22 protein-coding genes are annotated in these 19,609 nt (G+C 29.8%); 17 read left to right on the top strand and 5 right to left on the bottom strand.

The features are described from left to right. Positions 1-400: 400 nt before the first annotated feature. The 3 genes from H9661_RS08735 (at position 401) to H9661_RS08725 (ending at position 4,532) form a co-directional block, all read left to right on the top strand. Complete coding sequence (locus H9661_RS08735) at positions 401-1,318, top strand: GH25 family lysozyme (RefSeq protein ID WP_191768300.1); 918 nt, start codon at positions 401-403, stop codon at positions 1,316-1,318. A 166-nt stretch (positions 1,319-1,484) separates the two neighbouring features. Then, complete coding sequence (locus H9661_RS08730; protein ID WP_191768298.1) at positions 1,485-3,224, top strand: Ig-like domain-containing protein; 1,740 nt, start codon at positions 1,485-1,487, stop codon at positions 3,222-3,224. Positions 3,225-3,491: 267 nt separating this feature from the next. Further along, entirely contained in the window at positions 3,492-4,532 is a 1,041-nt protein-coding gene (locus tag H9661_RS08725) for an Ig-like domain-containing protein (RefSeq protein WP_191768296.1), read from the top strand. A 133-nt stretch (positions 4,533-4,665) separates the two neighbouring features. Here H9661_RS08725 and H9661_RS08720 read toward each other — a convergent pair whose 3' ends face one another. Continuing rightward, positions 4,666-5,154: a hypothetical protein gene (locus H9661_RS08720; protein ID WP_191768293.1), complete on the bottom strand. Its 489-nt coding sequence runs from the start codon at positions 5,152-5,154 to the stop codon at positions 4,666-4,668. A gap of 286 nt (positions 5,155-5,440) precedes the next feature. Between H9661_RS08720 and H9661_RS08715 the strand changes: the two genes are divergently transcribed. Genes H9661_RS08715 through arsB form a run of 3 tightly spaced genes read left to right on the top strand, consistent with a single transcriptional unit; the run spans position 5,441 to position 7,247 of the window. Then, on the top strand, positions 5,441-5,749 hold the full coding sequence (locus tag H9661_RS08715) for an ArsR/SmtB family transcription factor (protein ID WP_191768291.1): 309 nt from the start codon (positions 5,441-5,443) through the stop codon (positions 5,747-5,749). A 17-nt stretch (positions 5,750-5,766) separates the two neighbouring features. Then, positions 5,767-6,177 (top strand): arsenate reductase ArsC, encoded by a 411-nt coding sequence (locus H9661_RS08710; protein WP_143317879.1) that lies wholly within the window; start codon positions 5,767-5,769, stop codon positions 6,175-6,177. A gap of 20 nt (positions 6,178-6,197) precedes the next feature. Beyond that, complete coding sequence (gene arsB, locus H9661_RS08705; RefSeq protein ID WP_191768288.1) at positions 6,198-7,247, top strand: ACR3 family arsenite efflux transporter; 1,050 nt, start codon at positions 6,198-6,200, stop codon at positions 7,245-7,247. 94 nt (positions 7,248-7,341) lie between these two features. On the opposite strand, the gene H9661_RS08700 is transcribed toward arsB, so the two are convergent. Continuing rightward, on the bottom strand, positions 7,342-7,785 hold the full coding sequence (locus tag H9661_RS08700; protein ID WP_191768286.1) for a peptidoglycan-binding domain-containing protein: 444 nt from the start codon (positions 7,783-7,785) through the stop codon (positions 7,342-7,344). A gap of 507 nt (positions 7,786-8,292) precedes the next feature. On the opposite strand from H9661_RS08700, the gene H9661_RS08695 reads away from it, so the two are divergent. Genes H9661_RS08695 through H9661_RS08690 form a run of 3 tightly spaced genes read left to right on the top strand, consistent with a single transcriptional unit; the run spans position 8,293 to position 8,844 of the window. After that, a complete protein-coding gene (locus H9661_RS08695) occupies positions 8,293-8,568 on the top strand; it encodes a hypothetical protein (RefSeq protein ID WP_143317876.1) in 276 nt (91 codons plus the stop codon). 14 nt (positions 8,569-8,582) lie between these two features. Then, on the top strand, positions 8,583-8,705 hold the full coding sequence (locus tag H9661_RS19860; protein WP_279290152.1) for a hypothetical protein: 123 nt from the start codon (positions 8,583-8,585) through the stop codon (positions 8,703-8,705). Next, on the top strand, positions 8,698-8,844 hold the full coding sequence (locus H9661_RS08690) for a hypothetical protein (RefSeq protein ID WP_185966861.1): 147 nt from the start codon (positions 8,698-8,700) through the stop codon (positions 8,842-8,844). The genes H9661_RS19860 and H9661_RS08690 overlap by 8 nt, the downstream gene beginning before the upstream one ends. Positions 8,845-9,111: 267 nt before the next feature. On the opposite strand, the gene H9661_RS08685 is transcribed toward H9661_RS08690, so the two are convergent. Together H9661_RS08685 and H9661_RS08680 are read right to left on the bottom strand one after the other, a co-directional pair. Continuing rightward, complete coding sequence (locus tag H9661_RS08685; RefSeq protein WP_191768284.1) at positions 9,112-9,375, bottom strand: hypothetical protein; 264 nt, start codon at positions 9,373-9,375, stop codon at positions 9,112-9,114. Positions 9,376-9,377: 2 nt separating this feature from the next. Then, positions 9,378-9,677: a DUF2089 family protein gene (locus tag H9661_RS08680; RefSeq protein WP_191768282.1), complete on the bottom strand. Its 300-nt coding sequence runs from the start codon at positions 9,675-9,677 to the stop codon at positions 9,378-9,380. Between the two features lie 238 nt (positions 9,678-9,915). Here H9661_RS08680 and H9661_RS08675 point away from each other — a divergent pair, with 238 nt between their 5' ends. Next, complete coding sequence (locus H9661_RS08675) at positions 9,916-10,236, top strand: hypothetical protein (protein ID WP_143317872.1); 321 nt, start codon at positions 9,916-9,918, stop codon at positions 10,234-10,236. Between the two features lie 80 nt (positions 10,237-10,316). On the opposite strand, the gene H9661_RS08670 is transcribed toward H9661_RS08675, so the two are convergent. Beyond that, entirely contained in the window at positions 10,317-10,931 is a 615-nt protein-coding gene (locus H9661_RS08670) for a manganese efflux pump (protein ID WP_191768280.1), read from the bottom strand. 181 nt (positions 10,932-11,112) lie between these two features. Between H9661_RS08670 and H9661_RS08665 the strand changes: the two genes are divergently transcribed. The 7 genes from H9661_RS08665 to H9661_RS08635 all read left to right on the top strand — a co-directional run bounded on the left by H9661_RS08665 (position 11,113) and on the right by H9661_RS08635 (position 19,599). Continuing rightward, entirely contained in the window at positions 11,113-12,141 is a 1,029-nt protein-coding gene (locus H9661_RS08665; protein ID WP_191768277.1) for a hypothetical protein, read from the top strand. Between the two features lie 180 nt (positions 12,142-12,321). Beyond that, entirely contained in the window at positions 12,322-15,546 is a 3,225-nt protein-coding gene (locus H9661_RS08660) for a cellulase family glycosylhydrolase (protein WP_191768275.1), read from the top strand. A 246-nt stretch (positions 15,547-15,792) separates the two neighbouring features. Further along, positions 15,793-15,936, top strand: coding sequence for a hypothetical protein (locus H9661_RS08655; protein ID WP_185966859.1), 144 nt, complete (start codon positions 15,793-15,795; stop codon positions 15,934-15,936). Between the two features lie 17 nt (positions 15,937-15,953). Beyond that, complete coding sequence (locus H9661_RS20015) at positions 15,954-17,483, top strand: YwqJ-related putative deaminase (RefSeq protein WP_207729658.1); 1,530 nt, start codon at positions 15,954-15,956, stop codon at positions 17,481-17,483. Beyond that, positions 17,473-17,940: a toxin-antitoxin system YwqK family antitoxin gene (locus H9661_RS08645; RefSeq protein WP_143317869.1), complete on the top strand. Its 468-nt coding sequence runs from the start codon at positions 17,473-17,475 to the stop codon at positions 17,938-17,940. Before H9661_RS20015 ends, H9661_RS08645 begins: the two co-directional genes overlap by 11 nt. A 1-nt stretch (position 17,941) precedes the next feature. Further along, positions 17,942-18,676 (top strand): endonuclease V, encoded by a 735-nt coding sequence (locus tag H9661_RS08640; RefSeq protein WP_143317868.1) that lies wholly within the window; start codon positions 17,942-17,944, stop codon positions 18,674-18,676. 212 nt (positions 18,677-18,888) lie between these two features. Then, on the top strand, positions 18,889-19,599 hold the full coding sequence (locus H9661_RS08635; protein WP_143317867.1) for a DUF1287 domain-containing protein: 711 nt from the start codon (positions 18,889-18,891) through the stop codon (positions 19,597-19,599). Positions 19,600-19,609 lie beyond the last annotated feature (10 nt).

Below are 19,609 nucleotides of genomic sequence, written 5' to 3'. Positions count from 1 at the left end.
TTTGCCGTATTACTAGGAATAACATTTAGCTAAGAGCGGTGATTATTACAAGAAGAAATAGAAGTATTTAAAAGAAACTTTAATAAGGTTTGTTTTTGTCATAACATACTTCTGTAGATGGTTGGTATAAAGTATACCGAGGTAGTGAGTAAGAATTAAATCTTACTCACTACTTTTTTTATTTCTGTATTTTGCTTCATAGTTATATATAACATAAATAGAAGTGACTAATTTAGTAACAACATCTTTATGATTTTAGTTTATTAATGAGAAAATGGTTGTCAAATTAGTTACTTTGTTTGTTTTATTAGTTGAAAGGCAGGTGGTTATATGTCAAATTGAAGAGTTAAATTAGAATTTAAAGAACAAGCTAAGTTAAATGGAAGGAAAGGTGAGTAACATGAAAATTAAAGGAATTGACGTATCTAGTCATAATGGAACAATTGATTTTGAATCAGTAAAAAATAGTGGAGTTGAGGTTGTAATAATAAAAGCAACAGAAGGAGTGGATTTTGTAGATAATTTATTAGAACAAAATTACAATGGAGCTAATGGAATTATACCACATATAGGGTTTTATCATTTTATGAGTGAAAAAACAGACCCTAGTGAGCAGGCAGAAGATTTTTATAATGCAATTAAAGGAAAAACTTATGATGTTAAGCCTTGCTTAGACATAGAGGTCAACAATTATGGACGTTCGGCAACTGAAATAACAGACAGGTGTTTAGCGTTTATTAATAGATTTAAAGAATTAAGTGGGCAAGACATTATTATATACACAGGGGGATATTTCGGCAGAGATAATTTAGACAGTAGAATAAAATGTTATGGTGGATGGATAGCGCATTATGGAGTTGATTCACCAATGGAAACTGGGTTCCCATTGGTGGGACATCAATATTCAGAAAGTGGAAAAGTTTCAGGTATTCGTGGCAATGTAGATATGGATAACTTCTACGAAGGAATTTTCATGAATGGAAGTTATGTACCATCACCACAACCAACTTCAGAAATTCATGACATAGTATTAAAGCTTCAACAACTTATAAATGAGCAAGGGTTCGGACCAGTTGCTGAAGATGGTATCCCAGGGAATGAAACATTAAATCATTGTCCTCTAATTAGAGAAGGGGCTAGAGGAGAAATTACAAAATGTCTTCAAAAATTTTTAAATAGGTTTGGATATAATCTTGTTGAAGATGGGATTTTTGGAGAAGGCACTAAAAATGCAGTTATGGAATTTCAAAATTCTAAAGGATTAGAGGCTGATGGAGTAGTTGGTAAAAATACTTGGCGTGCATTGCTGGGATTATAATGTGATAAATTTATATCAAAACTATCATCAATTTTCATAAAATAAATTATCAATATTTGTCTATAAAGGACTTTATATTAGATAGCTTGTTGTATTTTACCATATATGGAATTATAATAATGATGTATATGCTCTCAGACTGGTAAAATGAAAGGAGAAATGATGAATGAAAAGTTATTTGAAAAAATTAGGAATGATATTTATAATGTTCTTGGTTGCTGTGGGAATTGGAGTAATTCAAAATGGAATTGTTGCTAAGGCAGCTACTATTGGACAACAGTTATCGAAACCTGAAGATGGGTGGAGAAGATATGATGATACTGATAGTAGAATAAAATATGTTGGAGATGGATTAATTAAGAATGCTGGAGGAGATTTCTATAATGGTTCAGAAAGTGAGGTGCAATCTAGCCAGAATTCAGCTTTAAAAATACAATTTAAATTTCAAGGAACAAAATTAAGAATTATATCCCTTCGTAATCCTGTATGTGGAAGTTCTATAAGTATATCTATTGATGGGGTTAAAGAAACATTTAGTATATACGATGGAAGTGGAAATCATTTTCAAACTTTGGTATATGAAAAAAATAGTTTGAGTAATAGCATCCATACAGTAGAAATGACTAATAATTCAAATTTTATGTGCTTGGATGCAATAGATATAGATTCTACGGGAGAACTAAAATTTTATGATGGAAGTCTTCCAATTGCTGCGTCAGGTATATCACTAAATAAAACTTCTGAGTGCTTAGAAGTAGGACAAGCTGATAATCTAATTACTACAGTTACACCTGATAATACTACAGATAAAAATGTAACTTGGGCTTCAAGTGATTCGTCAATAGCTACAGTAGATTCTAATGGTAAAGTAACTGCACTAAAGGCAGGTACAGTAAATATCATAGCTACAACAACAGATGGAAGCAACTTGTCAACAAAATGTACAGTAACAGTCTTTCTTGGAAAACAGTTATTGCAACCTGAAGATGGGTGGAGAAGATATGATGATACTGATAGTAGAATAAAATATGTAGGGGATGGATGGATTAAGAATACTGGAGGAGATTTCTATAATGGCTCAGAGAGTGAGGTGCAATCTAGCCAGAATTCAGCTTCAAAAATACAATTTAAATTTCAAGGAACAAAATTAAGAATTATATCTCTTCGTAATCCTGTATGCGGAAATTCAATAAGTATATATATCGATGGAGTTAAACAAACATTTAATATATACGACGGAAGTGGAAATCATTTTCAAACTTTGGTATATGAAAAAAATAGTTTGAGCAATAGCATCCATACAGTAGAAATTACTAATACTTCGAATTTTATGTGCTTGGATGCAATAGATATAGATTCTACAGGAGAGTTAGTATCTTATGATCAAAATGTGCAGGTTGTTGCGACAGGTATATCACTAAATAAAACTACAGACAATTTACAAGTGGGACAAGCAGATAATTTAGTTGCTACAGTTACACCTGATAATGCTACAAATAAAAATGTAACTTGGACTTCAAGTGATCCAACAGTTGCAACAGTAGATTCTAATGGTAAAGTAACTGCACTAAAGGCAGGTACAGTAAGTATTACAGCTAAAACAACAGATGGAAGTAATTTATCTATGGCGTGTACAGTTACAGTAGCAGATGTACCTCCTGTAAATCCAACTGAAGATAGGGCAGTTCTAACAATAACTATGGCCAATAATATTATAAAAACATATGATTTATCAGAGGATGAGTTAAATGCATTTATAAAGTGGTATGATTCAAGAGCTAATGGAATAGGGCATGCATTTTATGTATTTGAGAATAAAGCAAATGCGGGAAATATCTCAAATAAAGATTATATTTCCTATGATAGAATAGAGTATTTTAATGTACAAGAATATAAAGTGAAGTAAGTATTTAAAACATTAAAAGCATTAGCTTTAGTTACTATTATTAAGTCACAAGTGAGTATATACTGCTCAGTTGTGACTTTTTTTATTCAAAGAAGTAATATTCTTAAGAATATACTGGTATAATGCGGGTTAAGAAAGAAACCTGCATGGATTGGTCCTAATTTTAAATAAATAATTACAATAAATAATTTGTTGTAATTTGACATATATGGAATTATAATAATCATATGTGTTTCAACATTGGTAAATCGAAAGGAGAAATGATGAATGAAAAATTATTTAAAAAAATTAGGAATAATATTTATAATGTTCTTGGTTGCTGTGGGAATTGGAGCAATTCAAAATGGAATTGTTGCGAGTGCTGCTACTGTTGGAAAACAGTTAACAGCGCCAGAAGAAGGATGGCAGAGAATTGATGATACAAATAACATGATAATATATAATGGTACTTGGTCTAGATATAATGGTGCTGGAGCTTGCGGATCTTCAGAAATTTATACATGGACTAACAATGATAGCGTTCAGTTTAAATTTTATGGTACTAAAATAAGAATTCTAGGTTCTATAGCTTCGAACAAACCTACAGGTGAATGTGCAGAAGTATATATTGATAATATAGATTGTGGTAAAATTCTTGAACATAATGATAACCCAGTCTATCAGACATTGGTTTTTGAAAATACTTCCCTAAATAAAGGTTATCATACTGTTAAAATAATGACTAAAAATTTAGCATTAAGTAATCTTAATATTGCATTTGATGCTATAGATATAGATAGTGATGGAAAGTTAGTGACTTATACTGATGACAAACCAATAGTTGCATCGAAAATATTATTAAATAAAACTACAGACAATTTACAAGTTGGACAAGCAGATAATTTAGTTGCTACAGTTACACCTGATAATGCTACAAATAAAAATGTAAATTGGACTTCAAATGATCCATCAATAGCTACAGTAGATTCTAATGGTAAAGTAACTGCACTAAAGGCAGGAAATGTTACTATTACAGCTACTACAGGAAATGGAATTACAGCATCTTGTTTAGTAACAGTTGAAAACTTAACTGAAAGCAGAATTAAGTTAACAATAGTATTACCATATAACACTATAAAAGAATATGATTTATCTGAAAATGAATTTAATGCATTTATGGATTGGTACAATTCAAGATCTGAAGGTGTAGGAAAAGCATATTATATATTTGATAACAAAACAAAATCCGATTCAAGTCAATCAGATAAAGATTATATACAATTTGATAAAATAATATATTTCAATGTAAAGGAATATGGAACAAAATAAAGTTTAATCTAGAATAATCTAGAGCAGAATGGGAATTTTATAAGTTTGTAGAAATAATAAAAGAGTTCATAAAGACTTTTATGAAAAAGCGATTTAGATTTAAGCAATCTAAATCGTTTTTCTTTTTTGAATTTTATTTGTTTATTTTATTTTTCAATTTTTCTATTTCATCGGTTAGTTGATTTATACGATCTTCTAGAGCCTTAATTTTTTTATTATTATCGCTAGAACTAGTATTTTGAGTTGAACTAGTAGAATTAGAACTGCAAAATGGATTATTCACATTATAATAGATAGGGTTAAAATAACGACCTGGTCCTCCTTGAAAATATTGCTGCTGAGCATTATATGTTTCAATTACTTGACCAACTAATTGAAGCCAGTTTCCTATGGCGTTTTGAACATTGAAAGGAATACTTCCAGCAACTATGTTCCCAAGTATTTCTCCTATTACAATAAATAATTCAGGATTTAAGGATTGAAATCCGTTAAGTATATCGTTACATCCCATATTGGTTGAATTATTCTTACAATCTTTCTTTGAATTATTATCTTTATTAGAATTAGTATATCCACAGGCCTTTAATAAATCTTCAAAACCGTCCCATCCCTTGAATTCCATTATGTCCTCTTAATATAAGTGTTTTTATTTAATATATTATTTTATTGTTATAACTGTTACTATTAAAAACAAATTATAAATATAATTGTGTTTTTAGAATTTATAAGTAATAGTTTGTAAATAAATTATATATCATGTAATAATAATTTCGTTTTTGAATAGTATATATAGATATATGTTTATATAGAGAGAAAAAATATTTGTAGTATAGTCTATATTGACTATATGTGGATAGTGATTTATATTATATATAGATATATGTCTATATGTAGGGCGTGGTATGAATATGGATTATGAAAAAAATGCAAAGCTTATCAAAGCACTATCTGATCCAAACAGACTAAAAATAATTGATATATTATCATGTGGAGAAAAGTGTGCTTGTGATTTATTAGAGCATTTTAAGTTTACTCAACCAACACTTTCTCATCATATGAAGGTATTAATTGATTGCAACCTTGTAGGAGCTAGAAAAGAAGGTCTTTGGAATTATTATTATTTAAAGATTAATAACTGTAATAAGTTAACTTTGTTTTTAATGAATTTAATAACAGAAACAGATGATTGTATTTGCAAAGAAGTACACGAGATATAAAAAGGAGAGATAAGAGTATGAAAACAAAAGTAGCATTTATATGCGTTCATAATTCATGTAGATCACAAATGGCAGAGGCATTAGGAAAGCTTTATGGAGCTGAGGTTTTTGAAAGCTATTCAGCAGGAACAGAGACAAAACCACAAATTAATCAAGATGCTGTTAGAATAATTAAGGATTTATATAATGTGGATATGAATGAAACACAAAAGTCTAAACTTTTAGATGATATTCCAGAAGTAGATATAGTTGTAAAGATGGGATGTAATGTTGTATGTCCATATTTACCAGCTAAGCATGTAGAAGATTGGGGATTAGATGATCCAACAGGAAAAAGTCGCGAAGAATTTATAAATACAGCAAAGGAAATAGAAGAAAAAATTAAGGATTTGGCAAAAAGAATTAAGAGCAATGAAATTAAATTATAAAATGAATAGGAGGAATTATTGTGGGAAATAAGGCATCAAGACTATCATTTCTAGATAGATACCTAACTCTCTGGATATTTGCAGCCATGGCACTTGGAATATTATTAGGATGGGGAGCACCTTCACTTTCAACGAGCCTTGCAAAATTAGCAATTGGAACGACATCAATACCAATAGCTATAGGCCTTATAGTTATGATGTATCCACCACTTGCAAAAGTAAATTATAAGGAGCTTGGCAAGGTATTTAAAAATCCTAAAGTGCTTGGGTTATCTTTAGTGCAAAATTGGTTTATAGGGCCAATTTTAATGTTCATCTTAGCATTTGTATTTTTAAGATCTGATTCAGAATTAATGACAGGACTTATTCTTATAGGACTTGCAAGATGTATAGCTATGGTAATCCTTTGGAACAGTTTAGCAGATGGAGATAGTGAGGATGCAGCAGCATTAGTTGCCTTTAACTCTATATTTCAAGTAGTATTTTATTCTGTATTTGCATATTTGTTTATCACAGTATTACCACCTATATTTGGGCTTACAGGATATGAAGTCCATATTTCTATGGGGGAAGTAGCAACTTCAGTTGCCATTTATCTTGGTATTCCATTTTTGCTTGGAATGCTTACAAGGCTATTATTAGAACCTATAAAGGGGACAGAATGGTATGTGAAAAAGTTTGTGCCTAAAATTAGTCCATTAGCTTTAATAGCATTATTGTTTACTATTGTAGTAATGTTTATGTTTAAAGGAAAATACATTGTAGAACTTCCTTTAGATGTCGTAAAGGTAGCTGTACCACTTATAATCTATTTTATAGTTATGTTTTCTGCATCTTTCTATATAAGTTATAAGTCAGGGGTAAACTATCATCAAACTACAACCTTAGCATTTACAGCTGCAAGTAATAATTTTGAATTAGCTATAGCTGTTGCAGTAGCTGTATTTGGAATTGAATCAAGGATAGCCTTTGCTGCAGTAGTTGGACCATTAATAGAGGTGCCAGTAATGATAAGCTTGGTAAATGTAGCACTTCATTGGGGGAAAAAGTATTTTTCTTATTCAAAATAAGATTAATCAAGATATACAATGATTAAAAGATGCAATAGAAGGTTAAATAAGATTTCGTGTAGGTAACACGAAATCTTATTTTTTACCATAAAAATTATAGGATTTCTGTAGCTAATGCTCTCCATGTACTTGGACCACAAATTCCATCAGGATTTAAACCATGATTTCCTTGAAAAGTTTTTAAGGCTGAACGTGTAAGCTCTCCAAAATAGCCATCAGTAGCTAAGTTTCTATGCAAATAATGATTTAGTGCCAATTGTAATCCAACTACTGAGCCGCCTTGATTAGTGTATTCATCGCCTATGTAGTCATAAATAGAGGCTACATATTTAGATTGATTTGTACCATATACTTCCACTATACCAGAAGATTCATAAAAGTCTACACATGTTGCCTCTGGATAGTTAATAGTAGCAGTAGCAAGTACTTTATTAGCAGAAATAGTAGTATTATTAGTAGCAGCCCAAATAGGTGTCGAAGAAATTAGAGTAATGCCCAAAACACTTAAAGATAATAATTTGATTTTTAGATTTTTCATTTTATCCTCTCCTTTATTTATATAATTTACAGTTTCATTATATTGCAAAATATGTAAAATGTAAACAATTAATTTAAGCTTTTTAAATTATACTAAATAATTAAAAAAACTTTTAAGTTAATTCAGCCTAGTTTTAAGGGCGTTTTATTAGCTTTATAGAATTACTTTTAATATAAAAACTGTTTTTTAAAAGGTAGGTGTATCAATACATATTTTATACAGTGGGATAAGTAAGTGAATTAAATAATTTAATCAAAGAAGATTTGACTTTTAAGGAAGATAGTTTAAGAAATTATTAATTACAACATCATTACTTGTATTTCTAATTCTTACTACGGCATTTGCATTTGAACAAACGGGTTACTTCAACAAGTATACAGATTATGCAACTGGAAGTTTGAATAATGTTACTGGTTATACAGCAATGGAAGGTATGTGCATTGACAGAGGTACCAATACAATACAATTTATTCAGCAAAATTAAATAATAAAACCAAAGATGTCATTTTGCTCTATAAAAAAATTGGAGATGGCGGTGGCTTTGCCCAACTTAAAAACAACAGTGGTGCAAGAGTTAAAGGTTCTGATCTCGGTCATGCTAATGATTTAACTGCAGTAAGTTCTGACACTACAACATCACTTTATATTGCTCCAATAGGAGGTAAATACGAAAATAAAATTATAAAATTAAATGTAAACGCTAGTGGTTATACATTCAGTAAAGTATATATAGTAAAGTACAATTGCACTATTTTGAACAAAGGATTCTCCCCAAAATTATAAATATAGTATTTAAAATGAAAATAAGACAAGAAGGAACTAGCCAAGCATGGTTTCCTGAAGCTTGGGATAGCAGTGAAATAACAATTATATTCCCTGATGAAACACAAAGAATGTTAGGAGGTAGTAAGAATGATTGATAAAAATAGAATATGTAATAATCTAAAGTATATAGAATCTATGAATCAATATAGTGCATCCCCTAATCTTGATGAATATTGGAATGAGATTGTTGAAATGCTAAGTGGAGATCTTGAAGAAACAAGAAAATTATCCTAGTATTGATATAAAACAAGATATACAATGGGCAAAAGATGCAATAGAAGGTTAGATAAGATTTTGTGTAGGGTAACACGAAATCTTATTTTTTACCATAAAAATTTAGAAATATTAAACTAAAAATCTTATTTTGATATTCTACAAATGGCTTAAAACAGTTATTTTTTTAAATTTCGGAAAAATAGCATTTAGCGAAATTCAATACTGTGATATAATAAAAACTCTTCTTTTTAAGAGTTCCATTATTTACTGGTTTACGCAATTTCCCTAAATATCTTTAGATTTCATTTTATCTATTTCTTTATTAATCTTCTTTTTATATTGTTTTCTCCCGTTTTCCCAAATCCACAGTAATGTAACTCCTAATATTATAAGTAAGCTTGTTCGAAATGTTGGTGCTTTATAAACTTTAAACCAAATAGCAAACATAAAATATAATATAGGTATGATTCCTCCAAGTGCCCAATATCTTCTTGTACTTAAATAATTTTGTACTGCTACTATAAAAATTGTTATTAATATAGAACTCATTACTATCTTTCTCCTTTTGACTCTTCATATTTTTCAATAATAATTTTGGCTGTTTCCAAGTCTATCTTTGATTCGACTGCTAATGTTTTAATAAACCCACTAAAAGGTTCCTGCTTTTGATTTTCATACAGTTGTATCTTTTGAATAATCTTATCTAATCTTAATCTCACTGTAGGATAAGACACATCATATACTTTGGCAATTTCCTTTAATGAACCTGAATTTAACACAAAGTTTTTTACAAATGCTATATCCTCCTGCTCCATAGCAAGTATCCATTCTGGTATTTTATCAATATTCATTTCTCCACTTCCTTTAATATTAACTTTAATAATAATTATTATACCTTTAACATTATTAAAGTCAATGGTAAATTTATATTAATAATGTTAAAGGTATAATAAAAAGCCATTGCTTTTTATTTTCTTCACTAAAGTCAAATTTAGCGAAATTAGTTAAGTTTCTTTAATTTCATTTTAACTATGTTATTTTTATAAAAAAGACATAGATAGAAAATACTTATAACAAGAGGTGAATTATATGCAAACAAAGAAATTTTTAATTTTTCTATTTATTTTTCTATTTATGTTTGGTGAAGTTTCTGAAGCGAATCAAGTACCAATAGCAAATACTTTTAAACAAGGTATTTATGCCGTTTCGCCTGAACATGAAGGGAATTATCGTAATATTAGACTTGTAACACCAAATAAATCTGCTACTGTTACAATACTTGACTCTACTAATACTCAAATATTGTTTGTAAAACTTAATAATATAAATGAGTATTTAAAAGTTGGACCTATAAAAAAAGGAGAAACTTTAATTATAGGTGGTGAAGGAGAAGTATCTATAACACATTAAAATTAAGGAGTTGTTGCAATATGCAACAGCTCCTTTTTTGAACTTCGTAAAAATATAATTTAGCTAAATTAGGTATATATCTAATTGATGAATTCAATAATACCGAGAGTTATTAACAATATTCCTGAAATTAATGGGGCATATTTACCTAATAAATTTCCTAATACATGATTTCCTATAGTTTCACCAAAAACAATTGTAAGAATACTTATAATAAATGTGGCTATAACAGTAAATTGAATACTAACCCCTGTTATACTTGCAGCTACTCCAGTACCTAAGTTGTTAAATGTAAGTGAGAATGCCACAAAAATAGCTTCTTTTATGCTTATATCACCAGATTTATCTAAATCTGATTTTTCCGCATATTCAATCATATCAGTAATATCCTTTAATGCAAGATCTTTTGAATTTCTAGCATATATAAGTTTTATTATACTTTGAATTATAAAATATCCTCCCAACATAATAATAGCTCCAGCACCCAAAATATTTGATATATAGTTTGGTAAAAATTTCGAGATATATAATCCAAGATACATAGATAAAAATGTACCTGTAGATGTTATGAATGCTATTACAAGATTTGCAATTATTGGTATCCGTATCTTTTTTATTCCATATGCAATACCAACAACTACATTATCTAAATTAGAGGATAAACTAAATAATAGTGCAGATAAAAGTAATGCCATTTATATATTTCCTTTTGATTATTACAATTTAACATATGAATTATAAATCTATATTGTGATTTTGATAAAATGATTGGAATTTATAATGAAAGCAAAAATAGGTATGATAAGTATTGGAGATTTACATATATGTAAATATATTCTATAATATGACTAACAATTATAAGGGGGGGGGAAAATAATGTTAAAAAAACTTAAAAAATTATTAATTACAACATCATTACTTGTATTTCTAATTCCTACTACGGCATTTGCATTTGAACAAACTGGTTACTTCAACAAGTATAGAGATTATGCAACTGGAAGCTTGAATAATGTTACTGGTTATACAGCAATGGAAGGTATGTGCATTGACAGAGTTACCAATACAATTTATTCAGCAAAATTAAATAATAAAACCAAAGATGTCATTTTGCTCTATAAAAAAATTGGAGATGGCGGTGGCTTTGCCCAACTTAAAAACAACAGTGGTGCAAGATTTAAAGGTTCTGATCTAGGTCATGCTAATGATATAACAGCAGTAAATTCTGGCACTACAACATCACTTTATATTGCTCCAATAGAAGGGAAATACGAAAATAAAATTATAAAATTAAATGCAAATTCTAGTGGCTATACATTCAGTAAAGCATATACAGTAAAGTACAATGGAACTATTTTGAACAAAGGATTCTCTGGTATAACATATTATAAAACTGTAAATGGTAAACAGGAGTTTATTGTAAAAGTAGGCCCATATTGTTATATAGGTACATTTGATGATTCTAATAACACTTTAAATTGTACTCGAGGTTTTTCATTAAACTACAAATTAACTTCATCAGATGTAATTACTCAAGGTGATAAGGATATTGATTTTACAAATTATATTGGACAAGGTATTTGTTATTACAACAATAAAATATATATACCTCTTGCCAAACCAAGTGAAGGTAACAGTAAGCTGCCTTCAAATGTCAGCATAGTATTGGCATATAACTTAAATGATAATACCGTAAACAACTCAGTGAGGTCAAATATAAAAAATGATTTGTTTTTTAGAATTACAAGCGGACCTAAAGCTTATGGAGAGAAATTTGAAATAGAAGGTATAGATTTTGACAATAGCGGTAAGCTTTACTTTAATACAAATCGTGATGGTGCACTAGGTGCAATTGATAGTGTATCAATATTTACAGATACTGATGGAAATCCTTATATAGGAAAATAAATATTTATCAAAAAAAGCTGTACAATTTGTGCAGCTTTTTATTCTTGTAGTAAAAAATATATAAATTAAGTAGCTATAATGAACGTTTACGACGAATAAGTTCATAAAAAAGATATGTTATGGTAGAGTAAAGCATATACCTTATATAATTATTAAAATATATGAAAGGAATGATTTATTATGAAAAAGAAAAAACGAATATCATCATTATTGGTAGCTTTAGTGATGTTATTCACCTGTGTCCTTAGCAATACTTCATTAAAAGTACATGCTGCCACAGAATCTATTTATACAACAAAAGGAGAGACAACTAAGATTTATGCTAGTGCATTTACACAAAACACTGATGATTGGGCTTGGATGAGTATGGGAGATACTATTGGCCTTTTGTATCAGAATGTGACTAATTTAAATGCTATTGATGCAAATAGTGCATTTGCAAAATCTAATAGTACTGCAAACTTTGGTATAAATATTGCTGATGGAAATATTGCTGATGGAGATAAAAGCACATTAAAATTCCATGTAGGGACAGTTACAATTAAAGCAGATGGGTATGATGATGTTGTAATTAATTTAAATAAAGATTATTCAGAATCATATGCTGCAGAGAAGACTAGTTGGGGTATTAGTGGAAATACCACACAAATTTTACTTAATGATTATTTACCAAAAGATGCAACAGCAAAAGTAGATTATCTTCACAAAATTACTGGGGTTAAAGCAGATATTACTTTAGCAGAATATCAATATACTAAAAAAGCGCCAGTAACACCAACAACAGGGAAAGATATATATACAAAAGGAGAGACTACAAAGATTTATGCTGGTGCCTTTGCACAAAATACTAGTGATGACTGGGCGTGGATGGATATAGGAAATGCTGCTGGTCTTTTATACCAAGGTGTGACAAATTTCAAAGGGGATGCTGCTACTAGTGCACTTGCAAAGGCAAATAGTACTGCAAACTTTGGTATAAATATTTCAGATGGAAACCTTGCTGCTGGAGATAAAAGCACATTAAAATTCCATGTAGGGACAGTTACAATTAAAGCAGATGGGTATGATGATATTGTAATTAAGTTAAATAAAGATTACTCAGAAGCATATGCTGCAGAGAAGGTTAGTTGGGGTCTTACTGGAACTAATACACAAATTTTACTTAACGATTATTTGCCAAAAGACGGAACAGAGAAAACAACTTATCTTCACAAAATTACTAGTGTTACAGCTGATATTAATTTATCAGAATATGAGTATACTAAAGCAGGATCAGCTAAACCAACAACAGGAACAGAAATCTATACAACAAAGGGAGAAACAACTAAAATTTATGCTAGTGCATTTGCCCAAAATACTAGTGATGACTGGACTTGGATGGATATGGGAGATACTGCTACTTTAGCATATAAGGATATAACAAATCTTAAGGCTATTGGTACTACTGATTCATTTGCAAAGTCAAACAGTACTGCAAACTTTGGGATAAATATTGCTGATGGTAATCTCGGTGATGGAGATTCAAACATATTAAAATTCCATGTTGGTACCATTACAGTTAAGGCTGATGGTTATAAGGATATTGTAGTTAATTTAAATAAAGATTATTCAGAATCATTTTTAGCAACAAAAGTTTCTTGGGGCATAAATGGAAATACAAAACAAATTCTATTAAATGATTATTTACCAAAAGATGCAACAGAGAAAACAAATTATCTACATAAGGTTACTAGTGTTACAGCAGATATTACATTATCAGACTATCAATATATTAAAGCAGTAGCACCAGAACCAGAATTCCCTGCTGATTATCATCATCCAACAGAGATGCGTGACATTTCTGCTATGGATTTAGTAAAGGACATGAAAGTTGGTTGGAACTTAGGAAATACTTTGGAAGCTACTGGCGGAGAAACAGGCTGGAATAATCCTGTAACAACAAGAAAAATGATTGACGAGTTAAAAAAAGCTGGTTTTAACACTCTTCGTATTCCAGTAAGATGGGACGAGCATTATACTGATGATAAATATACTATTGATCCAGCATATATGTCTCGTGTTGAAACAGTTGTAAACTATGCACTTGCTAATGATATGTATGCTATTGTAAATATTCATCACAATAAAATACAAGGTCAGATGAATGAAGAAAATAAAGCTAACGTTATTAATGAAGGAAGTGCTATATGGAAGCAAATTGCTAACCATTTCAAGGATTATAGTGATAAATTAATCTTTGAAACAATAAACGAACCAAGAAATGGGGATGACTGGACAGGTAAGACAGAATATTATAATGTGGTAAATGAATATAATGCAAAAATACTTTCTGTAATGCGTGGAACTGGAGGAAATAATGAGAAGAGACTTGTAATGATGCCTACTTATTGTGCAGCAGCAGATTATGCTAAAGTTTCTGCTATGGAAGTACCAAAGGATGATCATGTAGCAGTATCTGCCCATGCTTATATACCTTATAACTTTGCTATGAATACTGCTGCTGGTGCTCCAACTACATTTAGTGATTCTGATAAATCATATATAGATAAGATTTTTAGATTATTAGATAAAACATTTAAGCAAAAGGGAATTCCTGTTGTTATGGGTGAGTTTGGTGCTACTGATAAATCAAATTTACAAGATAGAGTTAACTTTGCTAAATACTATCTACAAGTAGCAAGCAGCTATAAAATACCATGTTTATGGTGGGATAATAATTACTTTAAAGCTAATGTAAGTGATTCAATGGGAATTTTCGATAGAAAAACTCTTAAATTTGTATATCCAGAAATCCTACAAGCAATGTTAGATGGTTGGAATAATCCAATAGATAATTCTAAGTATGATGAAAATGTACTTTTCAATGGTAAAGCAACTTCTTCAAATTGGGGACAAGCACTTACATTTTATTATGGTTTAGATTTTGTAAATACTGAATTTGCAAATAAATATGCTATAGCTGTAGAATACACAAGTGAAAAGGCTCCTCAATTAATTTTGTCAGGAAACTTAAAGGGTACAAATTGGGTAGCAATAAATCCTTCAATAACTCAATCAAAGGGAACTGGAAATATTGCATACTTTACTCTTGAAGATATGGTAAATGGATATAAAAAGGCTCTTGCAGACTACGATAGTTATGGACAAGTTTTGCCAGGACTTCAAAGTATCTTAGTAGGAGATCAAGGTGTAAATCTAACAGTATCTAAAGTTTACAAAATGAATAATTTTGAATATCTTTTAGGTGATGTAGATGGAGATCATGCTATAACAATGGCAGATTGTATATCATTAAAGAAATACTTATTAAACCCTAATGTTAAGATAGATGAGAAAAATGCAGATGTTAATAAGGATGGACAAATAGATATTAGCGATTTATTTGAACTTTATGATTTATTATAAGAATTAGTAAATTTCTAATATATTATTTCTATCAAACAAAGAAGTGGATTCGGTGGAATCCACTTTTTTATTTTTATAGGAAAAGTTTTATAAATAAAGTGTTTATTAAAGGTAATTAAATATGTTTACAAAATTGAGATATAATAGTAGAATAGGTAAAGGGATTGGGAAAACCTAGGGAATTATAATTAAGCAAACGATATTAAATTTATCATAGAATAAAATTAAGATGAATGGAGATATAGTATGCTTAAGTTAAATAATAAAGAAACAAAGACTTATTATATACAGGACGAGCATCTATTGAAGGATAAAGTGGAAGATAAACATTTTATTTTAGAAAGAGATGTTGTGTCCTTTTTTCATTCCGCTGTACATTATGTTAAGTAACTTAGGGGGAATGGAATGTGATAAGTGATATCAAGGTAAATTACGCGATAATAGGAGATCTAAGAGATAAGATAGCTACATATAAATCAGCAATTGAAACCATGGAAGAATCATTAAATAATATAAATAGCAGGCTTGAGAGCGAAAACAGCGGAGAAGCTGTAGCGGCACTAATAAGCAAGCATGAAGACTTAAAAGGTGATATAAGTGCCTGCAAGGGAGAATTAGAAGATTTATATAAACTTTTTAGTGGTTTCCATGATGAAATGACAGGAATAATACATCCAATGAGTTATCAAGGACTTATGAGAGTAGACAGAGATGATATATGGTGGAATATGCAGTCAATAATAGGTGACTGTACTGGAATAGGAATTATAAGGTATAATGTTTCAACATATAGAAGTTTTCCAAGTTTCTCGGACAGTAAAGAAGAAAAAGAAAATCAAGAAAGAAATTATAGAAAAATAGAGGAAATTTGGGATATAATTAATTCATATAAGAGTGGATTTGATTCCGAAATAGATTATATGAATAATCTATTTAATAGCAAGGTAGTTCCTTATGAAGAGATGGACAATAATTATGCCAGCAGAGCCCATGAAACATATACGAGGTATGTAACTACATGGGAAAGAATAGTTGATGGAATTATAGATTTTTCTCAAATGGTAGGAAACTTTGTAGACGGAGTGATTAAGTCAGTAGAAGATTTAATTAAAGGACTAGTTGGACTAGTTAAAGACGTTTTTGTATATGCCGTAGGAGCCGTAGCTGTTGTAATATCTAAGGTAACAGGGGACACTCCAGACTGGCTTAAGGGAGCGGAAGAAGACTTTTATAAGGATAACGAAATGATAAAAGCTGTCCTTGATGATCCTTCCACTATAGTTGAAGGAATAGCACAACAAGTATCTGATGCAAAGGATGAAAAGGGATTAGCTTATTGTACTGGTTATACGGCTGGACTTATAGCACAGATGGTACTACTTAAGAAGGTTAAGGGTGGTACTGGTGCTGAAAGTGTAAGTAATCCTGAAATAAGCAGACTTGACTACTTAAGAAATAAATATGGTACGTTAACTTCTGATCAAATTAATAATAGAATTAATTTGCGTGGTGCTGTTAACGATGAGGTGGAAAGATTATATAAATCAGGAATCTCTAAGAGAGAATTAGGTCCAGCAGTTGCTGGAGTTCTAGACACTAGTACAGGAAAATATTATTTTGGAATAAATAATATTAAAGGAAAAGTTCCAGGAGAACTTCATCCTTTAATTAAAGAAAGATTAGATAATATGCCTAAAAATATATTAGATAGTTATTCTAATAAGACATTAGGATCAGGTTCACATGCAGAAGTATATGCATTAAATGAAGCATTATTAGCTAATCCTAATGCTAAATTAAATGATTTTATGATATATGTAGTAAGGTCTGGAAAAAAACTAAAACCCAAAGGGTTACCTATGCCGAGGTGCCCACATTGCGAATTTATAACAGATGGAGCAAATTATTTTCCGGAGGTATTAAAGTATGAAAATTGAAATATTAACAAAAGAATATGTTTTAAATAATGGAGTTGATTTTGAAGATTTATGGGATGAATATTGTAGTGATAGAATTTTAGATAATCCAGAAGAAGAAGGTGGAGAGCCATTTACAGGGTTAACCTATGAAACTTATCCAAATGGAAACTTAAGATATTATTGTTATTATAAAAATGGTTTTTCACATGGTGATTTTATCGAATTTTATAATGATGGAAAAATAAAAAGTATGCAGTATATGCAAAGAGGAAGAATTTATGGAATTGAGAAAGTTTGGTATAGAAATGGTATTCTAGAATTAGAAGGTAATCATGAGTATGGAGTGTGTTTAACTTTCAAGAAATGGAATGAAGAAGGAGTATTAATAGATGAGAAATTAGAACCAACTGAAGATGACATAAGGCTTAGAAATAGTCAAGAAGAATGGTATAAAAAAGCTATAGGAAGAGAGTAGTATGGAAATAAAAGAAGTTCATAATTTCAATATTTATGAGAAGTCAGAGTTCGTTGAGATACAAAATGAGTTAAAGAAAAAAATAATGTTAAGAAATACATTTAACAAAAATAATATTAAATTAGTTGCAGGTGTTGATTTGGCTTATTGGGAAAATGAAAATGAGCAATACGGTACATGTTGTATAGTTGTTATTGATTATAATACTAAAGAGATAGTTGAAAAAGTTAATAGCGTAGGAGAGATAAAGGTTCCGTATATACCAGGATTTTTAGCATTTAGAGAGTTGCCCTTAGTTATTGAAGCTTCAAAAAAGTTAGTACTAGAACCAGATATATTTATCTTAGATGGTAATGGATATTTACATTTTAATCATATGGGAATAGCTACTCACGCATCATTTTTCTTAAATAAACCAACTATAGGAGTTGCAAAAAGTTATTATAAAATTGATAATGTAGATTTTGTTATGCCTGAAAATATAGAAGGTGCATATACAGATATAGTAATACATAATGATATTTATGGGCGTGTATTAAGAACACATAAAAATGTAAAACCTATTTTTATATCAGTAGGTAATCATATAGATTTAGGAACTTCAACACAAATTGTAAGTAAATTAGTAGATAAAGAAAGCCATATTCCTATGCCTACCAGATTAGCAGATATAGAAACACATAAAATGAGAGAATTATATAAACATAAAATAAGTAATAATGTAGTGAGAAGATGAAATGAATCAGCCGAAATTTAAGTAGGCTGATTCATTATTTTTTAGTAGCTGAATCAATGTGTTATATGTAACTAAGTTATTAAGTAAGTAACTATAATGGTTTTTGATTTGATTTACATAGATGAACATATATAGTAATATATAGATACGACATAGATAGAATGGATGTCTGACTATAAAAAAATATATGATTGGTTAGATGGGGGAAAAGTGTGAAAAAAAGAAAAGTAATTGTCATTTTAGTGAGTTTAATAGCTATAAGTTCAATAGCTACAGCAGCAGTACTAAAATATAATAAATCAAATAATAAATTAGAGAATACTATAGAAGAAATTAGTGATAAGTTGCAAATTAACAAAACAGAGATTCCAGATGAAAGTTCAAAGGTTGATAAAAATGAAAATGGAATAGCTGATCCCATAGATATAGTTAACTCTGCTAGGAAAGAAGTGGAGCAGAAAACTACATATAAGGATGCTTATTATGTGGGAGGATATCCACCAGATGGTGAAGGCGTTTGTACTGATGTAATATGGAGAGGTTTTAAAGGTATGAATGTAATGATTAAAGATCTCGTAGATAAAGATATTAGAAAAAATATGTCTGAATATAAAGCTGTAAACGGAAAACCAGATTCTAATATTGATTTTAGACGAGTTTTGAATTTAGACACGTTCTTTAAAAAGAATGGTATTCAGCTAACTACAGAATTTAAGGAAGATGACATTAACAACTTAAAAGAGTGGCAGCCAGGAGATATAATTGTTTTTACTGAAGGATATCAGCATATTGGCATTATTTCAGATAAAAGAGATAATGATGGGATTCCTTATGTTATTCATAATTGGCATCCATGTGCAGCAGAGGCTAAGTTAAGCTGGTTTCAAACTCCAATTCATGGTCATTACAGGTGGAAATATTAAATTCATGGAT

Source organism: Clostridium cibarium (genome assembly GCF_014836335.1).
GTDB lineage: Bacteria > Bacillota > Clostridia > Clostridiales > Clostridiaceae > Clostridium > Clostridium cibarium.
This window is presented reverse-complemented; position numbering and strand designations above follow the sequence as displayed.

What these genes read in the sequence shown, in the direction of transcription:
- H9661_RS08700 (WP_191768286.1), bottom strand. Translation starts at nt 7,785, where the DNA reads ATGAAAAATCTAAAAATCAAATTATTATCTTTAAGTGTTTTGGGCATT.
- H9661_RS08720 (WP_191768293.1), bottom strand. Translation starts at nt 5,154, where the DNA reads ATGGAATTCAAGGGATGGGACGGTTTTGAAGATTTATTAAAGGCCTGT.
- H9661_RS19860 (WP_279290152.1), top strand. Translation starts at nt 8,583, where the DNA reads ATGAAAATAAGACAAGAAGGAACTAGCCAAGCATGGTTTCCTGAAGCT.
- H9661_RS08680 (WP_191768282.1), bottom strand. Translation starts at nt 9,677, where the DNA reads ATGAATATTGATAAAATACCAGAATGGATACTTGCTATGGAGCAGGAG.
- H9661_RS08685 (WP_191768284.1), bottom strand. Translation starts at nt 9,375, where the DNA reads ATGAGTTCTATATTAATAACAATTTTTATAGTAGCAGTACAAAATTAT.
- H9661_RS08735 (WP_191768300.1), top strand. Translation starts at nt 401, where the DNA reads ATGAAAATTAAAGGAATTGACGTATCTAGTCATAATGGAACAATTGAT.
- H9661_RS08640 (WP_143317868.1), top strand. Translation starts at nt 17,942, where the DNA reads ATGGAAATAAAAGAAGTTCATAATTTCAATATTTATGAGAAGTCAGAG.
- H9661_RS08670 (WP_191768280.1), bottom strand. Translation starts at nt 10,931, where the DNA reads ATGGCATTACTTTTATCTGCACTATTATTTAGTTTATCCTCTAATTTA.
- H9661_RS08715 (WP_191768291.1), top strand. Translation starts at nt 5,441, where the DNA reads ATGGATTATGAAAAAAATGCAAAGCTTATCAAAGCACTATCTGATCCA.
- H9661_RS08710 (WP_143317879.1), top strand. Translation starts at nt 5,767, where the DNA reads ATGAAAACAAAAGTAGCATTTATATGCGTTCATAATTCATGTAGATCA.
- H9661_RS08690 (WP_185966861.1), top strand. Translation starts at nt 8,698, where the DNA reads ATGATTGATAAAAATAGAATATGTAATAATCTAAAGTATATAGAATCT.
- H9661_RS08655 (WP_185966859.1), top strand. Translation starts at nt 15,793, where the DNA reads ATGCTTAAGTTAAATAATAAAGAAACAAAGACTTATTATATACAGGAC.
- H9661_RS08675 (WP_143317872.1), top strand. Translation starts at nt 9,916, where the DNA reads ATGCAAACAAAGAAATTTTTAATTTTTCTATTTATTTTTCTATTTATG.
- H9661_RS08645 (WP_143317869.1), top strand. Translation starts at nt 17,473, where the DNA reads ATGAAAATTGAAATATTAACAAAAGAATATGTTTTAAATAATGGAGTT.
- H9661_RS08730 (WP_191768298.1), top strand. Translation starts at nt 1,485, where the DNA reads ATGAAAAGTTATTTGAAAAAATTAGGAATGATATTTATAATGTTCTTG.
- H9661_RS08725 (WP_191768296.1), top strand. Translation starts at nt 3,492, where the DNA reads ATGAAAAATTATTTAAAAAAATTAGGAATAATATTTATAATGTTCTTG.
- H9661_RS08665 (WP_191768277.1), top strand. Translation starts at nt 11,113, where the DNA reads ATGTTAAAAAAACTTAAAAAATTATTAATTACAACATCATTACTTGTA.
- H9661_RS08660 (WP_191768275.1), top strand. Translation starts at nt 12,322, where the DNA reads ATGAAAAAGAAAAAACGAATATCATCATTATTGGTAGCTTTAGTGATG.